The following is a 17,108-nucleotide window of genomic DNA, read 5'->3' as shown; positions in this document are numbered from 1 at the left end:
TAGGTATGGCGTCCATAAACATAGATAATGTCCAAAAAGCCTTTGGAAAGGTTATTGCAGTCGATCATTTAAATCTGGATATAAAGGATGGGGAATTCTTTACCTTCCTTGGACCAAGTGGATGCGGCAAGACCACCACACTTCGGATGATTGCTGGATTCTATTATCCTACTAAAGGTGTTGTCCGTTTCGGCGATAAGGATATGACGCGTGTACCTCCTGAAAAGAGAAATACGGGCATGGTTTTCCAAAACTATGCCCTTTTTCCTCACATGACGGTGTTTGAGAATGTCGCTTTTGGATTAAGGGTTAGAAAACTTGGCTCCAAGGAGCTCAATATAAAAGTCAAGGCTGTATTGCAAAAGGTGAGGCTTGAGCAGTACGCCGATCGTCAGGTGAGCCAGTTAAGCGGAGGTCAGCAGCAGCGTGTCGCGCTGGCAAGGGCATTGGTGATTGAACCGGAGATTTTGCTCCTGGATGAGCCACTCAGTAACCTGGATGCCAAGCTGCGCGATGAAATGAGAAGCGAAATACTGAGATTGCAAAAAGATTATAATATCACCACCATCTATGTTACTCATGATCAGGCAGAAGCTCTATCCATGAGCGATCGGATTGCGGTATTTAACTTTGGGGTCTGCCACCAGGTGGGAACACCCTCGGAAATCTATAATGAACCAGCCAATGATTTCGTAGCGGGGTTTATCGGGGAAATCAATCTGCTTCCTGTGAAGATCAGCAGGATAGAAGATGAAAACATTCTTGTACAAGTGCAGAACGGTGAAAGTGCCAGTGAGCTTTCCGTCCGGAGTGCCCCATTTAATTATAATCAGGAAAACAAAGGGAACCTGGCGTTATCCATTCGTCCTGAATCTATTAAAATACTGGAAAAAGAGACGGAAGGGAAAAATATCTTCAAAGGAATGGTTGAGGAAGTCCATTTCTTTGGCTCCCTCATCAATGTTGTGGTCAGGGCTGCAGGCCTTAAGCTCCAGGTGAATGCCCTGAATAGCGGCTTATCCAGAAACCTGCAGGCGGGTGCAGAAGTTTGGGTGGAATTGCCTGAAGAGCAGATGCGGATCATTCCTGTGGTGACTGGTGATGCATCATGATTAAGAATCGGGATACAAGGCTGACTCTGCTCCTCCTTATTCCGGTCCTGCTGGTTCTCATAGCTTATGTTCTATACCCTTCTTTACGGACCATAATGGAGAGTCTTCAAAAGGAAGGCAGCATGACGTTCGGGAATTACAGTGACTTCTTTACCCAGGAATCCAAGACCAATCTGGAAGCCCTGTGGAATTCTGTATATATTTCGGTATTAAGTGTCATGGCCAGTGCGCTGATCGGCATCCCGCTGGCATTCATTTTCAACCGGTTTGATTTTCCGGGCAGAGGCTTCTTTGCATCAGCTGCCATCATGCCGATCGTCCTCCCGTCACTGGTAGGGGTAATGGCGTTCATGTTCCTGTATGGGGAAACCGGATTGATTCCCAATGCCATTAAAGACCTATTCGGGCTGGATGAAGTGCCTTTCAAAATAGGCGGTATATCAGGCATTTTGATAGTCCATGCATATACTATGTATGTGTATTTCTATATGACCGTTTCATCAGCCATTAATAAAATTGATCCATCTCTTGAAGAAGCTGCGTACAATCTGGGGGCCAACCGATTTAAAGTGTTCTGGAAAGTAACCTTTCCATTATTGACACCGGCTATTGTAGCAGCATCTTTATTGGTGTTTATGATCTCAATGGCATCCTTCAGTGCGCCGTTTCTCCTGGCAGGAGGATTCAGGGTGCTGAGCCTGCAGATTTATTTTTCGAAGATTAATGGCGATATGGAAGTGGCCGCCACACAATCGGTTATTTTATCGGTTGTATCAATCAGCTTCCTGCTGTTTATGCGCTGGTACCAAAACCGCAAGGATTACCGGATGGCATCTAAAGGAATTGGCGCCCATCGCAGTGAAGTCAATAATCCTGTTTTGAAGTGGATACTGGTCTTTACAGGAATCGTGGGAGTCATCATTCTGCTGCTTCCGCATTTCACGATTCTCCTTCTATCGCTCGTACCGGACGGAACTTGGACGTGGCAGACCTATCCATCGGTATTTAATTTTGAAAATTATCGTTTATTGTTCCAGGATCCGAACATATTCAAGCCATTGAAAAATAGCTTGATCCTGTCGGTTATTGCTACAGCAGGGAATCTGGTCTTTGGGGTATTGGCATCCTATGTGCTCGTTAAACGGAAATTTGTCGGAAAAAGCTTTGTGGATATTTTAGTTATGATTCCATGGGCTTTGCCGGCTACCGTTATCGGGATGAATCTGATTTTTGCTTTTAATGAGCCAACCATCTTCTCATTTGGCAACATTCTCGTCGGCACATTCTGGATTTTGCCTCTGGCCTATTTTATCCGCCATATTCCATTGGTCGTCAGATCCACCAATGCTGTACTGGAGCAATTGGATGATTCCATAGAAGAAGCCTCAAGAAGCCTTGGGGCAAAGTGGTTCTATACGTTCAGAAAAGTAATCCTTCCGATTATTATGCCAGGGGTTTTATCAGGGACATTACTGGCATTCGTGGAGTCAGTCGGTGAATTTCCGACTTCGGTATTGCTGTATACCCTTTCAAACCGCCCTATTTCCATCGAGATTATGAATCAGCTGAGAATGTTCAATATGGGCCAGGCGGCAGCTTACGGTATGATCCAGATTACTTTAATCGCACTGGTTCTGTTCATATCAAACAAGTTTTTTGGAGTTAAGGCTGAAAAATCATTGTCTTAAAACGGAGTTGAAAAAATGAGCAAATTAGAAGAGTTTATTAAAAATGAAGGCCTTGTCTTTCCCGGCAAAACATATGCAGAAGAACTGCTGATGCCCGTTTTTAATGACCAGCGGGACTATCTGTTCCATGTCATGTTCGATATTCATCGGGCACATGTGATCATGCTGGCAGAAAAGGGGATCATTCCTGAAGAAGAAGCAAGAACCATGCTGGAAGGAATTAATAAAGTGGCAATGTCAGACACCAGCTCATTATCCTACCAGCCTCAATTTGAAGATCTCTTTTTTATGATGGAAGCGAAAATAGGAGAAGAGATTGGCGATGAATTGGCCGGAAAAATCCACATTGCCCGGAGCCGGAATGATATGGGGATCGCGATGTACAGGCTGGTGCTAAGAGAACATTTGCTGCAGCTCCTTGGAAGTGCTTATCAGCTTAGTGAGGCATTGCTGGAGCAGGCTGAAGAGCATAAAGAGACCTATATGACCGGCTATACCCATACACAGCCGGCCCAGCCGACCACTTTGGGGCATTATCTCCTGGCCGTTTATGATGTTCTCCAAAGGGATATTAAACGGCTTTGGGCTGCTTATAAAACCGTTAACAAATCCTCGCTCGGTGCAGCGGCTCTTACGACGACCGGTTTTCCGATTTGCAGGGACCGCACCCGTGACCTATTGGGATTTGAAGGAATTATTGAAAACTCGTATGACTCGATTGCGGGAGCAGATTACCTGCTGGAAACCTCATCAGCCCTGATGACCTGCATGGTGAATACCGGCCGGTGGATCCAGGACTTCCTTCAGCATGTAACAAGAGAGTTTGGCACCTTCCAGGTGGCGGATCCTTACGTGCAGGTAAGCAGCATTATGCCTCAAAAAAGGAACCCGGTTTCCATTGAGCACTCCAGATCCATTGCCAGCAGCGCCTACGGTGAAGCATATGCAGCCATGAACATGGTTCATAATACGCCATTTGGGGATATCGTTGATACAGAAGATGATCTCCAGCCTCATCTGTATCGCGCTTTTACGAATGCCAATCGGGTATTAAAGCTGATGTACGCCGTGATTGCCACTTTAAAAGTCAATAAAGACCATGCGAAAGAGATGGCGAAAAAGTCGTGCATCACAATCACAGAATTGGCCGACACCCTGGCAAGAGACTACAGCATTCCATTCAGGAAAGCCCACTCCATTGCCAGCTATATTTCAAAACAAACCGTGAAGGATCAGAAAGAACTGTGCGACTGGAAAGTGGAGGACGTGAATGAAGTCATTCAGGGATATGTTCCCGTTTCCCTTTCAGAGGAAGAGTGGAAGAAAATCATTTCTCCTGAATACTTTGTACAGATCCGCAGCCTTCAGGGAGGACCGAATCCGGATGAGGTCTCGAGAATGATCAAGGATCGTAATGAAACCCTCACAGGGGATCTGCTGAGCTATGAGGGGACTGTGAGAGGGCTTAAGGAGAAGCGGGAGAATCTATTAAATTTTAAGTTTTAATTTCTAAAGCGAACCATGCGGGGTTCGCTTTTTTAAAAGCTTTTATTTCTTGAAAAATATAATATGATAAGAATTAGAGGGGGGTTAGTGAGATGAAAAAAAGTTTACTCGCAGTACTCAGCTTAGGATTAATATTCGGTGTAATTTATTTTTTGGCTTCATACACCGCAGAACCTGCAAAGCCAGTTATCCCTGCTGTTTCCCTGGAAAAGGATATCTGTGAAAGAGTTTCAGAACAATTTGGCGAAGACTGCCAGCGGGTTCTATTGTTTGACCCCCATTCACGATTAGTTTTTGCAGAGACCAATTCGGGAATTATCCCTGTTCTGACCAATCAGGAATTTACAGAATTTAAGAAGTTCATATATCCGATGATGGATTTCCAGGAATTCAGCGAAGAAAAAGGAGATAGGGGAGCCATCGACTGGCGGGCAGATAATAAGTCTGAGAAGGATTTTGCCATCCTATATGGATTTGCTGAGGATGATGCCAAAACCATCATAATTAACAGTGAAGGAAATATCCAGCCAACCCGCTTTCTTGTTCGGGATAACTTGTGGGTTTGGTATGCTGTTTTCGAGAAAGATGAAATTAAATTGCCGGTTGAGGTTACAGTTTATGATGCAGATGGACACATTGTTAAGGGAAATGAATAAGCATATCCTCCACTTCCTATTCAATCAGGAAGTTTTTTTATTTCCGCTGATTATCCATGAGTCCAATCCTTGCAAAAACCACCTTACAGAATTCGGACTTCAATTTGTGTAATACAGGAGTATAATACGTAGTAAGCAGACAATTCGATGAATTTAGAGTCTGACTTTTTGCAAACTTACTATTATAGAATCAGGTAAAGGAGGGAGCGCTCCCGATGATTCTTGACCAGCGCTGCATGACGATTTTGACGAAAATGGTCCATGCGCCTACACATGTTTCTCCGCAGGAGCTTATGGAAGAATTACAGATTTCCAAGCGGACCGTTTATTATGATGTTGACAAAATTAATAGCTGGCTCAAAGACCAGGGTTTAGATGAGCTGAAGTATATCCGTGCTGCTGGATTTTTTCTTGATGAAGAAGAAAAGCAGCAGGTTAAACAGCGGCTGCATTCGTTTGATAAAGCTGCCGGTTATGAGTTTTCACGAAAAGAAAGAATGGCCTGGACTGCCATACTCATCCTGACCCGCGAGAAAACCATTTATCTGCAGGATCTGATGGATAAGCTGGGTGTCAGCAGAAGTACGCTTCTGGCAGATATCAAGGAATTAAAAAAGCAGCTTAACCAGTTCCAGGTTCAGTTGAATTTCCATAAATCTTCAGGCTACTTTATTGCCGGTGAGGAGCAGGATAAGCGGAAAATGCTGATTTACTGCCTATCACAGGTTTTAACCAATCGCGGCTGGAATGATCTATTATCCGAAGTTCAGTTAACCATCCAGGACACGCCTGAACTGTCACCTGAAATGTTTCAGCGTACTGATTTAGAAACGATCTATGAGATTCTAAATGAAAGTGAATCATTTTCCGGTGTTCATTACACAGATGAAGTAATGGAGACGCTGAGTGCCCATATATTTATGCTGATCAAAAGGTTTAACCAGGAAAAATACATCAAGATGGATCCTGTTGAAAAACAGGTCATTAAAGAAACAAAAGAGTACACCGCTGCTCGATTTATTTGCCGGAAAATTGAAAGCGGTTTCCAGCTTGAAGTTCCTGATGATGAAGCCTGTTATCTTGCAACCTACCTGTTGGGTGCGAAAATAAGCGACTATGATACACATGAGCTGGAAAACCAGGACCTTGATATCCTTAAATCAATGGCAGTAAGAATGGTCGATGATTTTCAAAAATATGCGTGCGTATTTTTCCAAAATCGGAAGGAGCTTGAACGGAATTTATTGATTCATTTAAAGCCCGCTTACTTCCGAATCAAATATGGGATCGAACTGGAGAATCCATTATCCAAATCTGTACAGGAGTCTTATCAGGATCTGTTTATTCTAACCCAAAAAGTGGTTCATCATTTTGAATACGTGCTTGGCAAAAAAGTATCTGATGATGAAGCGGCCTATATTGCGATGCACTTTGGAGGCTGGATTGATAAAGAAGGCGTCAGGGTGGAAGCCCGCAAAAAAGCGGCTGTGGTGTGTGCCAGCGGAATCGGCACGTCACGAATACTTCAGAAACAAATTGAAGATCTCATGCCGTTTGTCGATGTGGCGAATGTATACACCGTCCGTGAATATGAGAAAGCTTCCCTGGCTGATTTGGACTTTGTCATTTCGACCACGCCAGTATCCCGGAAACATGTACCGGTGTTTATTGTAAATCCGATTCTTAACCCGTCTGAGAAGGAATCTCTGCTTAAGCAGGTTCAGGCATCAGAAAAAAGGCCGAAATCAGAAAACATAGACGCATTGATGGACATTATCCGGAAGCATGCAGATATAAATGACGAAAGCATGCTGATCCAGGAATTAAAAGTCTACTATCAATCAAATAAAGAAGCAAAAAGTGAGGTGGATCAAAAGCCAATGTTAAATGAAGTTCTAACCGCCGATAAAATTGAATTTGCAGATTCGGCTGCAAGCTGGCAGGAAGCACTGCAAATGGCATCACAGCCGCTATTGGCCGATCAATCCATCAGCCAGCATTATATTGATGCCATGATTGAAAACGTGAATGAAATGGGACCATATATTGTCATCGCGCCGGGAATAGCCCTTCCTCATGCCCGCCCTGAAGCTGGCGTGAACAAGCTGGGAATGAGCTTCCTGCAATTAAAGGAAAGCTGTGCTTTTTCGGAAAAGCCGGAGCATCAGGTAAGATTATTCTTTGTGCTGGCAGCCATCGATAATGAAACCCATTTAAAAGCATTATCCCAGCTGTCTAAAATGCTGTCTGACAGCGATAACCTTGAAAAACTGCAGAATGCTGATACTCAAGCTGACGTATTAGAAATTATTAACCAATATTCACAAGACTAAGGAGGAAATAAAAATGAAAAAAATTCTGGTAGTGTGCGGAAACGGACTTGGAAGCAGCTTTATCGTAGAAATGAACGTGAAAACAGTTTTAAGCCAACTGGGAGTGGGAGCAGATGTTTCACATACTGATTTAACTACGGCTAAATCTGAAAAAGCGGATATCTACCTGGGATCTAAAGACCTGATTTCCACTTTGGATGACGGAACAAGAACGATCATTGGTTTGACAAACATCCTTGACCAAAACGAGCTAAAAGCTGCATTGGAATCCCATTTATCATAATAGAGAAAAAAAGAGCAGGCGATAGACTCGCCCGCTGAAAAATAAAAAGAACAAATACAGTATAACCTGAAAAACTGTTAGATGAAAGATAGATACAGAGGATTTAAAAGGAGGGGTAAACATGTTTGATTTTATCATGAATGATATACTGGGCACGCCCGCCATCCTGGTTGGTTTATTCGCCTTGTTTGGCTTGCTTCTGCAGAAGAAGGGCATTGCCGATGTTATATCAGGTACGCTTAAAACGATTATGGGCTTTCTCATCCTGAATGGAGGAGCAAGCATCTTAATAGGCTCACTTGATATTTTCGGAAAAATGTTTGAAAAGGCTTTTCATATCCAGGGCGTTATTCCGAACAACGAAGCCATCGTAGCGATTGCCCAGCAGACATTTGGGAAAGAAACTGCGATGATCATGCTTTTCGGGATGGTCATGAACATAATAATTGCCCGTTTTACACCGTTTAAATATATTTTCCTTACCGGCCATCATACTTTATTCATGGCTTGCCTGATCTCAGCTGTATTTGCAACTGGCGGAGTAACAGGGCTTCCGCTGATCATTATCGGGTCTATTATTCTGGGATTATTAATGGTATTCATGCCTGCGCTTGTCCAGCCGTATGTACGCGAAATCACTGGCAATGACAGCATAGCTGTCGGCCACTTTGGATCTTTCGGCTACTTTGTTTCCGGCTTTATTGGAAAGCGTGTAGGGGATAAATCCAAATCGACGGAGGATATCAAAGTGCCAAAATCACTTGGATTCCTGCGCGATACATCTGTTGCGATGTCTCTCACAATGACGATTCTCTTCCTGGTTGTGGCGCCGATCGCCGGAAAAGGCTATGTAGAATCTGAATTGAGCGGCGGAGTTAACTTCCTTGTATTCTCGCTCATGCAGGCCATTACGTTTGCAGCTGGTGTATATGTAGTCCTTGCCGGTGTGCGGATGCTGATTGCAGAAATCGTTCCAGCTTTTAAAGGAATCGCTGATAAAGTGGTTAAAGATGCGAAGCCTGCCCTTGATTGCCCGGCAGTGTTCCCTTTTGCTCCAAATGCAGTTATTATCGGATTCCTATTCAGCTTCGTAGCTGGTTTGCTTTCCATGTTCCTTCTTCCATTATTCGGCCTGAAAATAATTGTGCCAGGCCTGATTCCGCACTTCTTCACAGGTGCAGCGGCAGGGGTTTTCGGAAATGCCACTGGAGGCAGACGAGGAGCAATGATCGGAGCATTTGCCAACGGTCTATTAATCTCATTCCTTCCGGCCTTATTGCTGCCGGTTCTGGGATCACTAGGGTTTGAAGGAACTACTTTTGGAGACTCGGACTTTGGGGTTGTGGGGATTTTATTGAGCTTCCTTATTAAACTATTTTCTTAATCTAGTTATTATGGGGACTTCACTTTGATGTGGAGTCCCTTTTTGTTTTTTTTGAAAAAATTGTACCAGGCCTGTCGCCAACGAGGCTCTCCTTTCTATTTATTAAATTCAAGTAGTGTTGCTAAAACGCAACGAAATTAAAAGGATAAACAGGATAAATAGGTGCTTTTCCCTTTTGCGAACTTGTTTTATTCAACCTTTAATGCGTTGCCGCAACACCTGTTGCGGTATTGCAACATTTTTTTAGTGGATATATAGTTTAAATATTACAAAATGTGAGAAATATCAGCATTTTATTAATTTTCTAATGTTGGCATACTTCTTGCATTAATAATTTATGAGTGAATCACTCAGAGGGAGCGGGAAAATTGTTAGTAAAAGACGCGATGACTCGTACTTCTATTAAATTTTTTGAAAACGATTACATCGATAGAGCTGCAAAAACCTTACTTGAATCCCATATGAAAGGCGGGCTGGTCTATAACGTTAGAGATGAGTTAGCGGGATGTTTTACAGAGCATAATCTATTAGAAGGTTTGTTAAATCAACATAAGGTACTATCAGAAATTTACCAGACTGACTTTTGTTTCCTTAACGAAATGGATGAATTAAACAATATAAAGCTCAATGATCAGGAAATCTGGCCAATCCTTAATAAAAGCAGGCAGATCACAGGCTTCCTGACAAAAGAACAGTATCTGGCGGCCTATGCCAGAACTTCTCAGGTGGAGCTCAGCCGCATGGATGCTATTTTTAATTCGGCACATAATGGGATTCTATCCATCGATTTGGAGGGAAGGATTACCTCAATGAATCCTCCGGCAGAAAAGATGGCTATGACAACTAAGGAGAAAGCCCTTGGCAAGTTTTTGACAGATGTTGTCACTCCAAGCGGGTTATTGAATGTTATCCGTACAGGTAAGGGACATACAGAAAAATACCGGGTAGGAAAAAGAAAATATTTAACCCATCGAACACCGCTCTATGATGGCAAAACTCTTGTGGGAGCGGTTGGTGTCTTTCAGGATATTTCAGAAATCGAATTTGTCTCGAGTGAGCTTGAATCCGTCAAGCAGCTCTTGAAAGAACAGGAAACGATACTGGATAACTCTACAGACGGAATCTGCATTACCGATGGGGAAGGAGCCATTATTAAATGCAACCAGAGCTTCAGGCAGCTTTTTGATGTAAGAAATGAGAGTCCTGACTACATAAAAGATATCGCCCGGCAGGTAGAAGCTAAGGGCAGATCGCATAACATCATGGAAACAAGCAAAGACAATAAAAATTCATTAATTATAACGGCAAATCCCATTAAGAACAGCAGCAATCAAATTGATAGAGTTGTTATCAATGTGAAGGACATGACTGAATTCGATGCGCTCAGAAGTGAGCTGGCAAAAACAAAGTCAATATTGGAGCATATGCATCTTTCCGAGAGATCGGAGACGTTCATAGCCAAATCACCTGAAATGGAAAGGCTGCTTGAGACCGTTCAGCAGGTGGCAAAGGTGGATGTAACGGTTCTATTATCAGGTGAATCGGGAGTGGGGAAAGAGGAAATCGCCAAGCTGATCCAGCAGTCGAGTCCGAGGTCGGAAGGGCCATTTATTAAGGTGAATTGTGGGGCTATTCCTGAATCACTGATGGAGTCTGAGCTTTTTGGATACGAAGGCGGTGCCTTTACAGGTGCCTTAAAAAAGGGAAAAGCCGGTTTATTTGAACAAGCAGATAATGGAACCATCTTTCTGGACGAGATTGGGGAAATCCCAAACCACCTGCAGGTCAAGCTGCTGCGGGTATTGCAGGAAATGGAGATTAACAGGGTAGGATCATCCAAAACGACAAAGATTGATGTGCGGGTAATAGCAGCTACCAACAGGGATCTTAAAGAATTGGTTGTGGAAGGAAGTTTTCGGGAGGACTTATTTTACAGGCTGAATGTTATCCCCATAGCAATTCCGCCATTAAGAAGAAGGGTCGAAGATATTCCAATCCTAATTGATGCGTATGCAAGGATGTTTGCAGCAAAATACCACAAACATCTCAAATTCACCAAGAAAGCCATACAGGTTCTGACTAATTATCAGTGGCCAGGGAATGTAAGGGAACTCGTCAATATGATTGAAAGAATATACGTAACAGCTTCGAATCCCGAAGTGGGGGAGCAGGAGGTTCTTTCTTTATTTAGCAAAGGCGATAACCAAGGAATGAGTCAGGATCAAGCCATTGTCGTAAATCAGTTATTACCGCTAAAAGAAGCTGTAGATCTGCTTGAAAGAGAGCTGATCTATAAGGCGTCACAGTCAGAGAAATCCTATCGGGGCATTGCCCGTGTGCTGGAAGTGAATCCTTCTACCATTGTTCGAAAGGTAAAAAAATTAGAAGGGGGATTATTAAAATCATGAGATCATTGCAGACGCTTGTTTCCCCTAAAAGCATTGCCATAATAGGAGCTTCGGAAAGGTTCCATCAAAATGCGGGACGTGTCATGGTCAATCTTCAAAAATCAAAGTTTTCCGGGGAGATTTATCTTGTAAACCCAAACCATGACACCATTTCAGGAATTCACTGCTATCCGAGTGTGCTGGAGATCAGTGAAGAAGTCGATTTGGCATGTGTAATTGTTCCTTTCAAACATACCCCTGACATCCTAAGAGAATGTGTAAAAAAACAAGTGAAGAGTGTCATCATCATCAGCTCCGGCTTTTCTGAAAGCGGGCCGGATGGAATTTACAGGGAAGAAGAGCTGAAGGAAATTGTTAAAGGTACAGAAACGGCGGTTTATGGGCCAAACTCACCCGGATTTTATCATTTTATAGGAAACTGGGGAATCTCTTTTTCACCCCGTTTTGAACCTAAGAATTTTCATAAGGGATCTGTTGGATTGATCAGTCATGGAGGAAGTTTAGGCCGGGCTGTACTTGATGCCAATGAAAAAGGCCTCGGTTTTTCCTATTGGCTGTCACCTGGAAATGAGATGGATATCACGATTAATGACTGCTTTGAATTTTTAATTAGTGACCCATCAACAGAAACCATTCTATTAATCATTGAATCTATTTCTGAGGAGGAGCGTTTTTTCCGGCTGCTGCACCAGGCCTATATCGAACAGAAGCCGGTGATCCTGCTGCCAATCGGCCATTCGGAGATTTCAAGAATTGCCGTTAAATATCACCTTGGAAGAAACAATGATTACTCCATTCCCTGGGATATGGTCAATCACCCAGGACTGGTAAAAGCCGAAAGCATTGATGAAGTGGTTGCTCTTTCATGGCTGTTTGATACATACCAAAAGGCAGCAGGAAAGCGTACGGCTATCTTTTCCTGGGCAGGGGCTACTTCCATTTATCTGGCGGATTTATGCGATAAGTACGGGATTCCGCTTCAGCCCCTGTCATCAGAACTTCAGCAGAAAATGAAAACGATTACAGGCATAGAGAAGTCATTCATGAATCCTATAGATTTGACCACCATTGTATACGATGATCTGTCAAAATTGACAACCTGTCTGGAGGTGCTTCATAAATCCGGTGACTTTGATAATATCATTGTTCCTTTCCCTTTCCAGGTAGACTATCAAAATGAAATTCTTTCGGAACAAATGAAAAAGCTGATGGAGGAAGGAGATAGTATTTTTATTCCGATTTTCATGTCGCAGGGATACCAGGGGGAGCTGGCCATTGACATATTAAAGGAAACAAAGAAACCTTACTTCTTTCATGAAAATACAGCCATCAAATCATTGTCTGCTTATATAAATTACTCGGAAACCCAGAGACAAGAGGAGGAACATAATGAAAAAACAATTAAATCCTGCTGATGCACTGCAGTTCATTAAAAGCGGCGACACATTGCTTGTAGGAGGATTCGGCCTATCGGGAACACCGCTTACTTTAATTGATGAGCTGGTGAAATCCGATAAAGAAAACCTTACAGTCATCAGCAACAATTTAGGTGAGGAAGGGAAGGGGCTCGGAAAACTGCTGGTGGCAGGGAAGCTGAAAAAAGCGAAAGGTTCTTATTTTACCACTAATCGAGATGCCGTTAAGGCCTGGTCAAAAGGTGAACTGGAGATTGAATTAATTCCTCAGGGCACATTGGCAGAAGCCATCCGATGCGGCGGGGCAGGCATCGGCGGCTTCTATACGAAGACAGGTGCCGGGACCAAGCTTGCTGAAGGGAAGGAAGAGAAAGTGATCGATGGCGAATCCTACATTTTTGAAAAAGCAATTAAAGGGGATGTAGCCATTATTAAAGCACTTAAGGCTGATACACTGGGAAATCTGATTTATGACAAAACAGCGAGGAACTTCAATCCGGTTATGGCAACGGCAGCGAAGGTAGTTATAGCTGAAGTGGATGAGGTTGTGGAAGCTGGTTCATTTGCACCGGAAGAAGTGGTAACCCCTCACTTATACGTAGATTATGTCGTCATCAATCAATATGTAAAAAAAGGAGGGAGATACATTGAGTCTATCTGACAGAATTAAAATCGCCAAAAGGGTAGCACAGGAATTGAAGGAAGGAGAAATTGTCAATCTGGGAGTAGGCATTCCAACCATTATTCCGGATTACCTCGATGACAAAAAGGTTTACCTTCAATCAGAAAACGGTCTCCTCGGGATGGGTCCGACTCCGTCTGATGACGATATTGATATGGATTTGATCAGTGCCAGCAAGAAGCCCGTTTCCATGGACACAGGGGCATCACTCTTTGATAGTTCGGATTCTTTCCTGATGATTCGCGGAGGACATATCGATACTGCTGTATTGGGAGCTTTACAGGTCGATGAAACGGGAGAAGTCGCCAATTGGGCAGTGCCCGGAAAAACCATTCTTGGAGTGGGAGGGGCCATGGATTTAGTTGCGGGAGCCAGGCGGATGATTATTGCTTCCATGCACTTGTCTAAAGACGGTAGTCCGAAAATTGTGAAAAAATTATCCTTTCCAAGCAGCGGTACAAGAAAAGCAGATATGATTGTCACCGAACATGCTGTATTTAAGTTTCTTGAAGGAAAAATGTACCTCATAGAAAGGCTCTCCGATGTTTCGATCGAAGCGTTGCGGGAGATGACAGATGCTGAATTTCATGTGCTGGAAAAAACCAAAATGGAAACAAACTGAGGGGGAAAATAAGGTGAAAAAATTATTGGCAGTGTTGATGGCTTTTATGTTAGTCGTATTGGCAGCCTGTTCTTCGGATGAGGCGGGAAGCAGCGGTGAAGCAAGCGGAGGCGGAGGAGCAGAGGGAGCCCCGCGGGATATGGCCTTCGGATCTGCAACAGTTGGCGGTTTCTGGTACACATTGTCAGGGGCGATGGGAGAGAAAATGAAGGAAGTTTACCCGGAATCCTCCGTTACGGTAGTGGAGGGCGGCTCTGTTTCCAATCTTTTGGGCTTAGCCCAGGGCACATTTGCTCTTGGATTCAGTAATGGACAAACGGTACCTGAGGCATTGAATGGAATCAATGCATTTAAAGAAAAAGTCGATAATGTCAGCACCGTTGCAACCCTGTATCCAAATGTATTCCATATCGTTGTTCGGGCAGACTCTGATATTAAATCCGTAAAGGACTTAAAGGGCAAGAAGGTTAGCCCGGGAATTAAAGGATACAGCGGAGAGCTGGCATTCCTGGATATTTTAAAACTGAATGACATGAGCTACGACGATCTTGGCGGCATTGAATATATCGGAACGGCAGATGGAGCCGACCTTCTGCGTGATGGACATATCGATGCGATTGTAGGAATGGTTTCTGCGCCGGTTTCCACTTTCCAGGAGCTGGATACAACCCTCGGAATTCGCCTGATTCCTTTGGATGATGAAACAGTTAAAGGCCTGCATGAGTTAAATGAAGGATATTTGGAATATGACATTGAAGGCGGAACTTATTCTAATGTGAAAGAAGATGTTAAAACGGTTGCCGGCTATACGGTTCTGCTGGTTAATGATGATCTAATGGACGAAGAGTCAGTTTATAAGCTTACAAAAATGATGGTAGAAGAAAAAGATACATGGACAACATTATCCCCGATTATGAAAGACTTTAATGCAGAGTATTCAGTGCAAAACAATGTGGGCAAGCTTCACCCGGGAGCAGAGAAATATTACAAGGAAGTCGGGGCACTTAAATAAAACCAAAATAATCCTTTTAAAAAGAAGGTGAAATGATGTCTAAACACGACGTAACGGAAGCGGAAGCTTCAAAAATGATAGCGGAATATGATGAAGATGGTAATCTGAACAGCAAGCTGCGCCTATTAAAGGGCGCGGCTGGCAAAATCATTTCCATTATTGCCGTCTTAATGTCTCTTTTTCATTTGTATACAGCTTTCTTTGGGGTATTTGAATCCATCCTGCAGCGGTCGGCACACCTTGCATTTGCTCTGGCTTTAACATTTGCCATTTATAAGCCTTCCAAGAAAGCGGCAAAAAATGAAAGCATCCCCTGGTATGATTGGCTGTTTATGGTTTTGTCGATTGCTTGTTATTCCTATTATGTGATGAATTCCCAGGTCATTTCATCGCGGATGAGTTATATAGAGCCGCTGACAGTATTGGAAATTGCCATAGGAATCATATCCGGTTTGCTGCTGATTGAGGCAACACGCCGCGTGATTGGAAATACACTGGTGATTATTATTTTCATCTGCATCGTTTACGGAGTTTGGGGTCATCTGATTACGGGGTCTCTTTCCCACCGAGAATTTACCATGATGTGGATTATTGATCACCTCTTTTATACGGTAACTGGTATTTTCAGTACTCCTTTGGGGGTATCTGCAACTTTTATTTTCCTATTTATCCTCTTCGGAAAGTTCCTGGAGGTTTCGGGAGCAGGTCAATTTTTTATCGATTTATCAGTGGCTGGGATGGGGAAATACCGTGGAGGTCCTGCTAAAACGGCGATTGTGGCCAGCTCCATTTTGGGGACGATTTCAGGAAGCGCGGTTGCCAATACCGTCACAACGGGTGCCTTTACGATTCCATTAATGAAGAAAACCGGCTATAGAAGCCACTTTGCAGCTGCGGTTGAAGCGGTTTCCTCTACTGGAGGCCAGATCATGCCGCCAATCATGGGGGCTTCGGCTTTTATCATTGCTTCCTATTTAGGTGTTCCTTATATGGAAGTAGCCATCGCTGCTTTGATTCCAGCCGTCCTTTATTACTGCTGCCTGTATTTCCAGGTCGATATGAGGGCAAGGCGTTTGGGGCTTGTTGGTTTAAAGAAAGAAGAACTTCCCAAGGTTTCGAGTGTTTTGAAAACCGGATTCATGTTCTTTATCCCCTTAGTAGTGATTGTGGTCATGCTTGCATCCGGCTCTTCACCAATGAAGGCTGGTCTTTACTCTATCGGCGTGACGATATTGGTTGCAGCTTTAAAAGGGGCAACAAGATTATCTTTTTCAAAGATTTTCAAGGCATTGGACTTAGGAGCCAGAGCTGCCATTGAGACAGCTATTGCCTGTGCGGCATCCGGTTTTATCATCGGAATTATTGGGCTTACCGGGATTGGCCTTAAATTCAGCAGTTTGATCATTGATTTATCTGGCGGCATTTTAATTATTACGCTTGTATTCACGATGATCACGAGCATCATTCTTGGAATGGGGCTCCCGACTGTTGCGGCATACATCGTACAGGTTCCGCTTACCATCCCTGCATTAATCGAGCTAGGTGTATCCCCGCTTGCAGCCCATATGTTTGTTTTCTATTTTGCAGCACTATCTGCCATAACACCGCCAGTAGCACTGGCTGCATTTGCGGCGGCAGGGCTTGCCGGTTCCGAGCCGATGAAAACAGGCTTAACTGCAGTAAAGCTTGGCCTCGCGGCATTTATTGTCCCTTATATGTTTGTATACGGGGAAACCTTGCTTCTTGTTGGAGACGTTCCGGATATTATTCTATCTGTTGCAACCTCCATCATTGGAATTATTGGGATTGCCTGGGCTGCAGAAGGATGGCTGTTCCGCCATTCATATTGGTATGAAAGAGCCGTTCTTTTTATCGGGGCTCTTCTGATGGTCAACCCGGGATTTTTATCAGACATCATCGGCTTTGCCATCCTGGCGGCAATGTTTTTATATCAAAAGTTTGTACCTAGAAATACAGTGGCCAATACATTATCAAACTAAGGGGGAA

At 43.6% G+C, this 17,108-nt stretch carries 13 protein-coding genes; all 13 read left to right on the top strand.

Going from position 1 to position 17,108, the window contains the following annotated elements:
• Positions 1-5 precede the first annotated feature (5 nt).
• On the top strand, positions 6-1,112 hold the full coding sequence (locus AC0VZ9_RS25180; protein ID WP_475396877.1) for an ABC transporter ATP-binding protein: 1,107 nt from the start codon (positions 6-8) through the stop codon (positions 1,110-1,112).
• The gene (locus tag AC0VZ9_RS25175) at positions 1,109-2,800 is read left to right on the top strand and encodes an ABC transporter permease (protein WP_475396876.1); all 1,692 of its coding nucleotides are present in this window, start codon (positions 1,109-1,111) and stop codon (positions 2,798-2,800) included. The genes AC0VZ9_RS25180 and AC0VZ9_RS25175 overlap by 4 nt, the downstream gene beginning before the upstream one ends.
• 15 nt (positions 2,801-2,815) lie before the next feature.
• Positions 2,816-4,306, top strand: a complete 1,491-nt coding sequence (gene argH, locus AC0VZ9_RS25170; protein ID WP_475396875.1) for an argininosuccinate lyase — start codon at positions 2,816-2,818, stop codon at positions 4,304-4,306.
• 92 nt (positions 4,307-4,398) lie between these two features.
• Positions 4,399-4,962, top strand: coding sequence for a hypothetical protein (locus AC0VZ9_RS25165; protein WP_475396874.1), 564 nt, complete (start codon positions 4,399-4,401; stop codon positions 4,960-4,962).
• A 215-nt stretch (positions 4,963-5,177) separates the two neighbouring features.
• Positions 5,178-7,295, top strand: a complete 2,118-nt coding sequence (locus AC0VZ9_RS25160) for a BglG family transcription antiterminator (RefSeq protein WP_475396873.1) — start codon at positions 5,178-5,180, stop codon at positions 7,293-7,295.
• 13 nt (positions 7,296-7,308) lie between these two features.
• Entirely contained in the window at positions 7,309-7,578 is a 270-nt protein-coding gene (locus tag AC0VZ9_RS25155; RefSeq protein ID WP_475396872.1) for a PTS sugar transporter subunit IIB, read from the top strand.
• 121 nt (positions 7,579-7,699) lie between these two features.
• Positions 7,700-8,962 carry a PTS ascorbate transporter subunit IIC gene (locus tag AC0VZ9_RS25150; protein WP_009332099.1) on the top strand — a complete coding sequence of 421 codons (1,263 nt, stop codon included), beginning with the start codon at positions 7,700-7,702 and terminating at the stop codon, positions 8,960-8,962.
• 368 nt (positions 8,963-9,330) lie between these two features.
• Positions 9,331-11,370, top strand: coding sequence for a sigma 54-interacting transcriptional regulator (locus tag AC0VZ9_RS25145; RefSeq protein WP_217026267.1), 2,040 nt, complete (start codon positions 9,331-9,333; stop codon positions 11,368-11,370).
• Positions 11,367-12,785 carry a CoA-binding protein gene (locus AC0VZ9_RS25140; RefSeq protein WP_019380731.1) on the top strand — a complete coding sequence of 473 codons (1,419 nt, stop codon included), beginning with the start codon at positions 11,367-11,369 and terminating at the stop codon, positions 12,783-12,785. The genes AC0VZ9_RS25145 and AC0VZ9_RS25140 overlap by 4 nt, the downstream gene beginning before the upstream one ends.
• Complete coding sequence (locus tag AC0VZ9_RS25135; RefSeq protein ID WP_019380732.1) at positions 12,760-13,446, top strand: CoA transferase subunit A; 687 nt, start codon at positions 12,760-12,762, stop codon at positions 13,444-13,446. Before AC0VZ9_RS25140 ends, AC0VZ9_RS25135 begins: the two co-directional genes overlap by 26 nt.
• Complete coding sequence (locus tag AC0VZ9_RS25130; RefSeq protein WP_019380733.1) at positions 13,433-14,089, top strand: 3-oxoacid CoA-transferase subunit B; 657 nt, start codon at positions 13,433-13,435, stop codon at positions 14,087-14,089. Before AC0VZ9_RS25135 ends, AC0VZ9_RS25130 begins: the two co-directional genes overlap by 14 nt.
• A gap of 13 nt (positions 14,090-14,102) precedes the next feature.
• Complete coding sequence (locus AC0VZ9_RS25125) at positions 14,103-15,101, top strand: TAXI family TRAP transporter solute-binding subunit (RefSeq protein ID WP_033196513.1); 999 nt, start codon at positions 14,103-14,105, stop codon at positions 15,099-15,101.
• Positions 15,102-15,133: 32 nt separating this feature from the next.
• A complete protein-coding gene (locus tag AC0VZ9_RS25120) occupies positions 15,134-17,101 on the top strand; it encodes a TRAP transporter permease (protein ID WP_252245601.1) in 1,968 nt (655 codons plus the stop codon).
• The last annotated feature ends 7 nt before the right edge of the window (positions 17,102-17,108 follow it).

This window comes from Cytobacillus sp. QJM3NY_8 (assembly GCF_056173585.1).
Note: the sequence above shows the minus strand (reverse complement) of the source record. Positions and strands in the feature narration are given on the sequence as shown.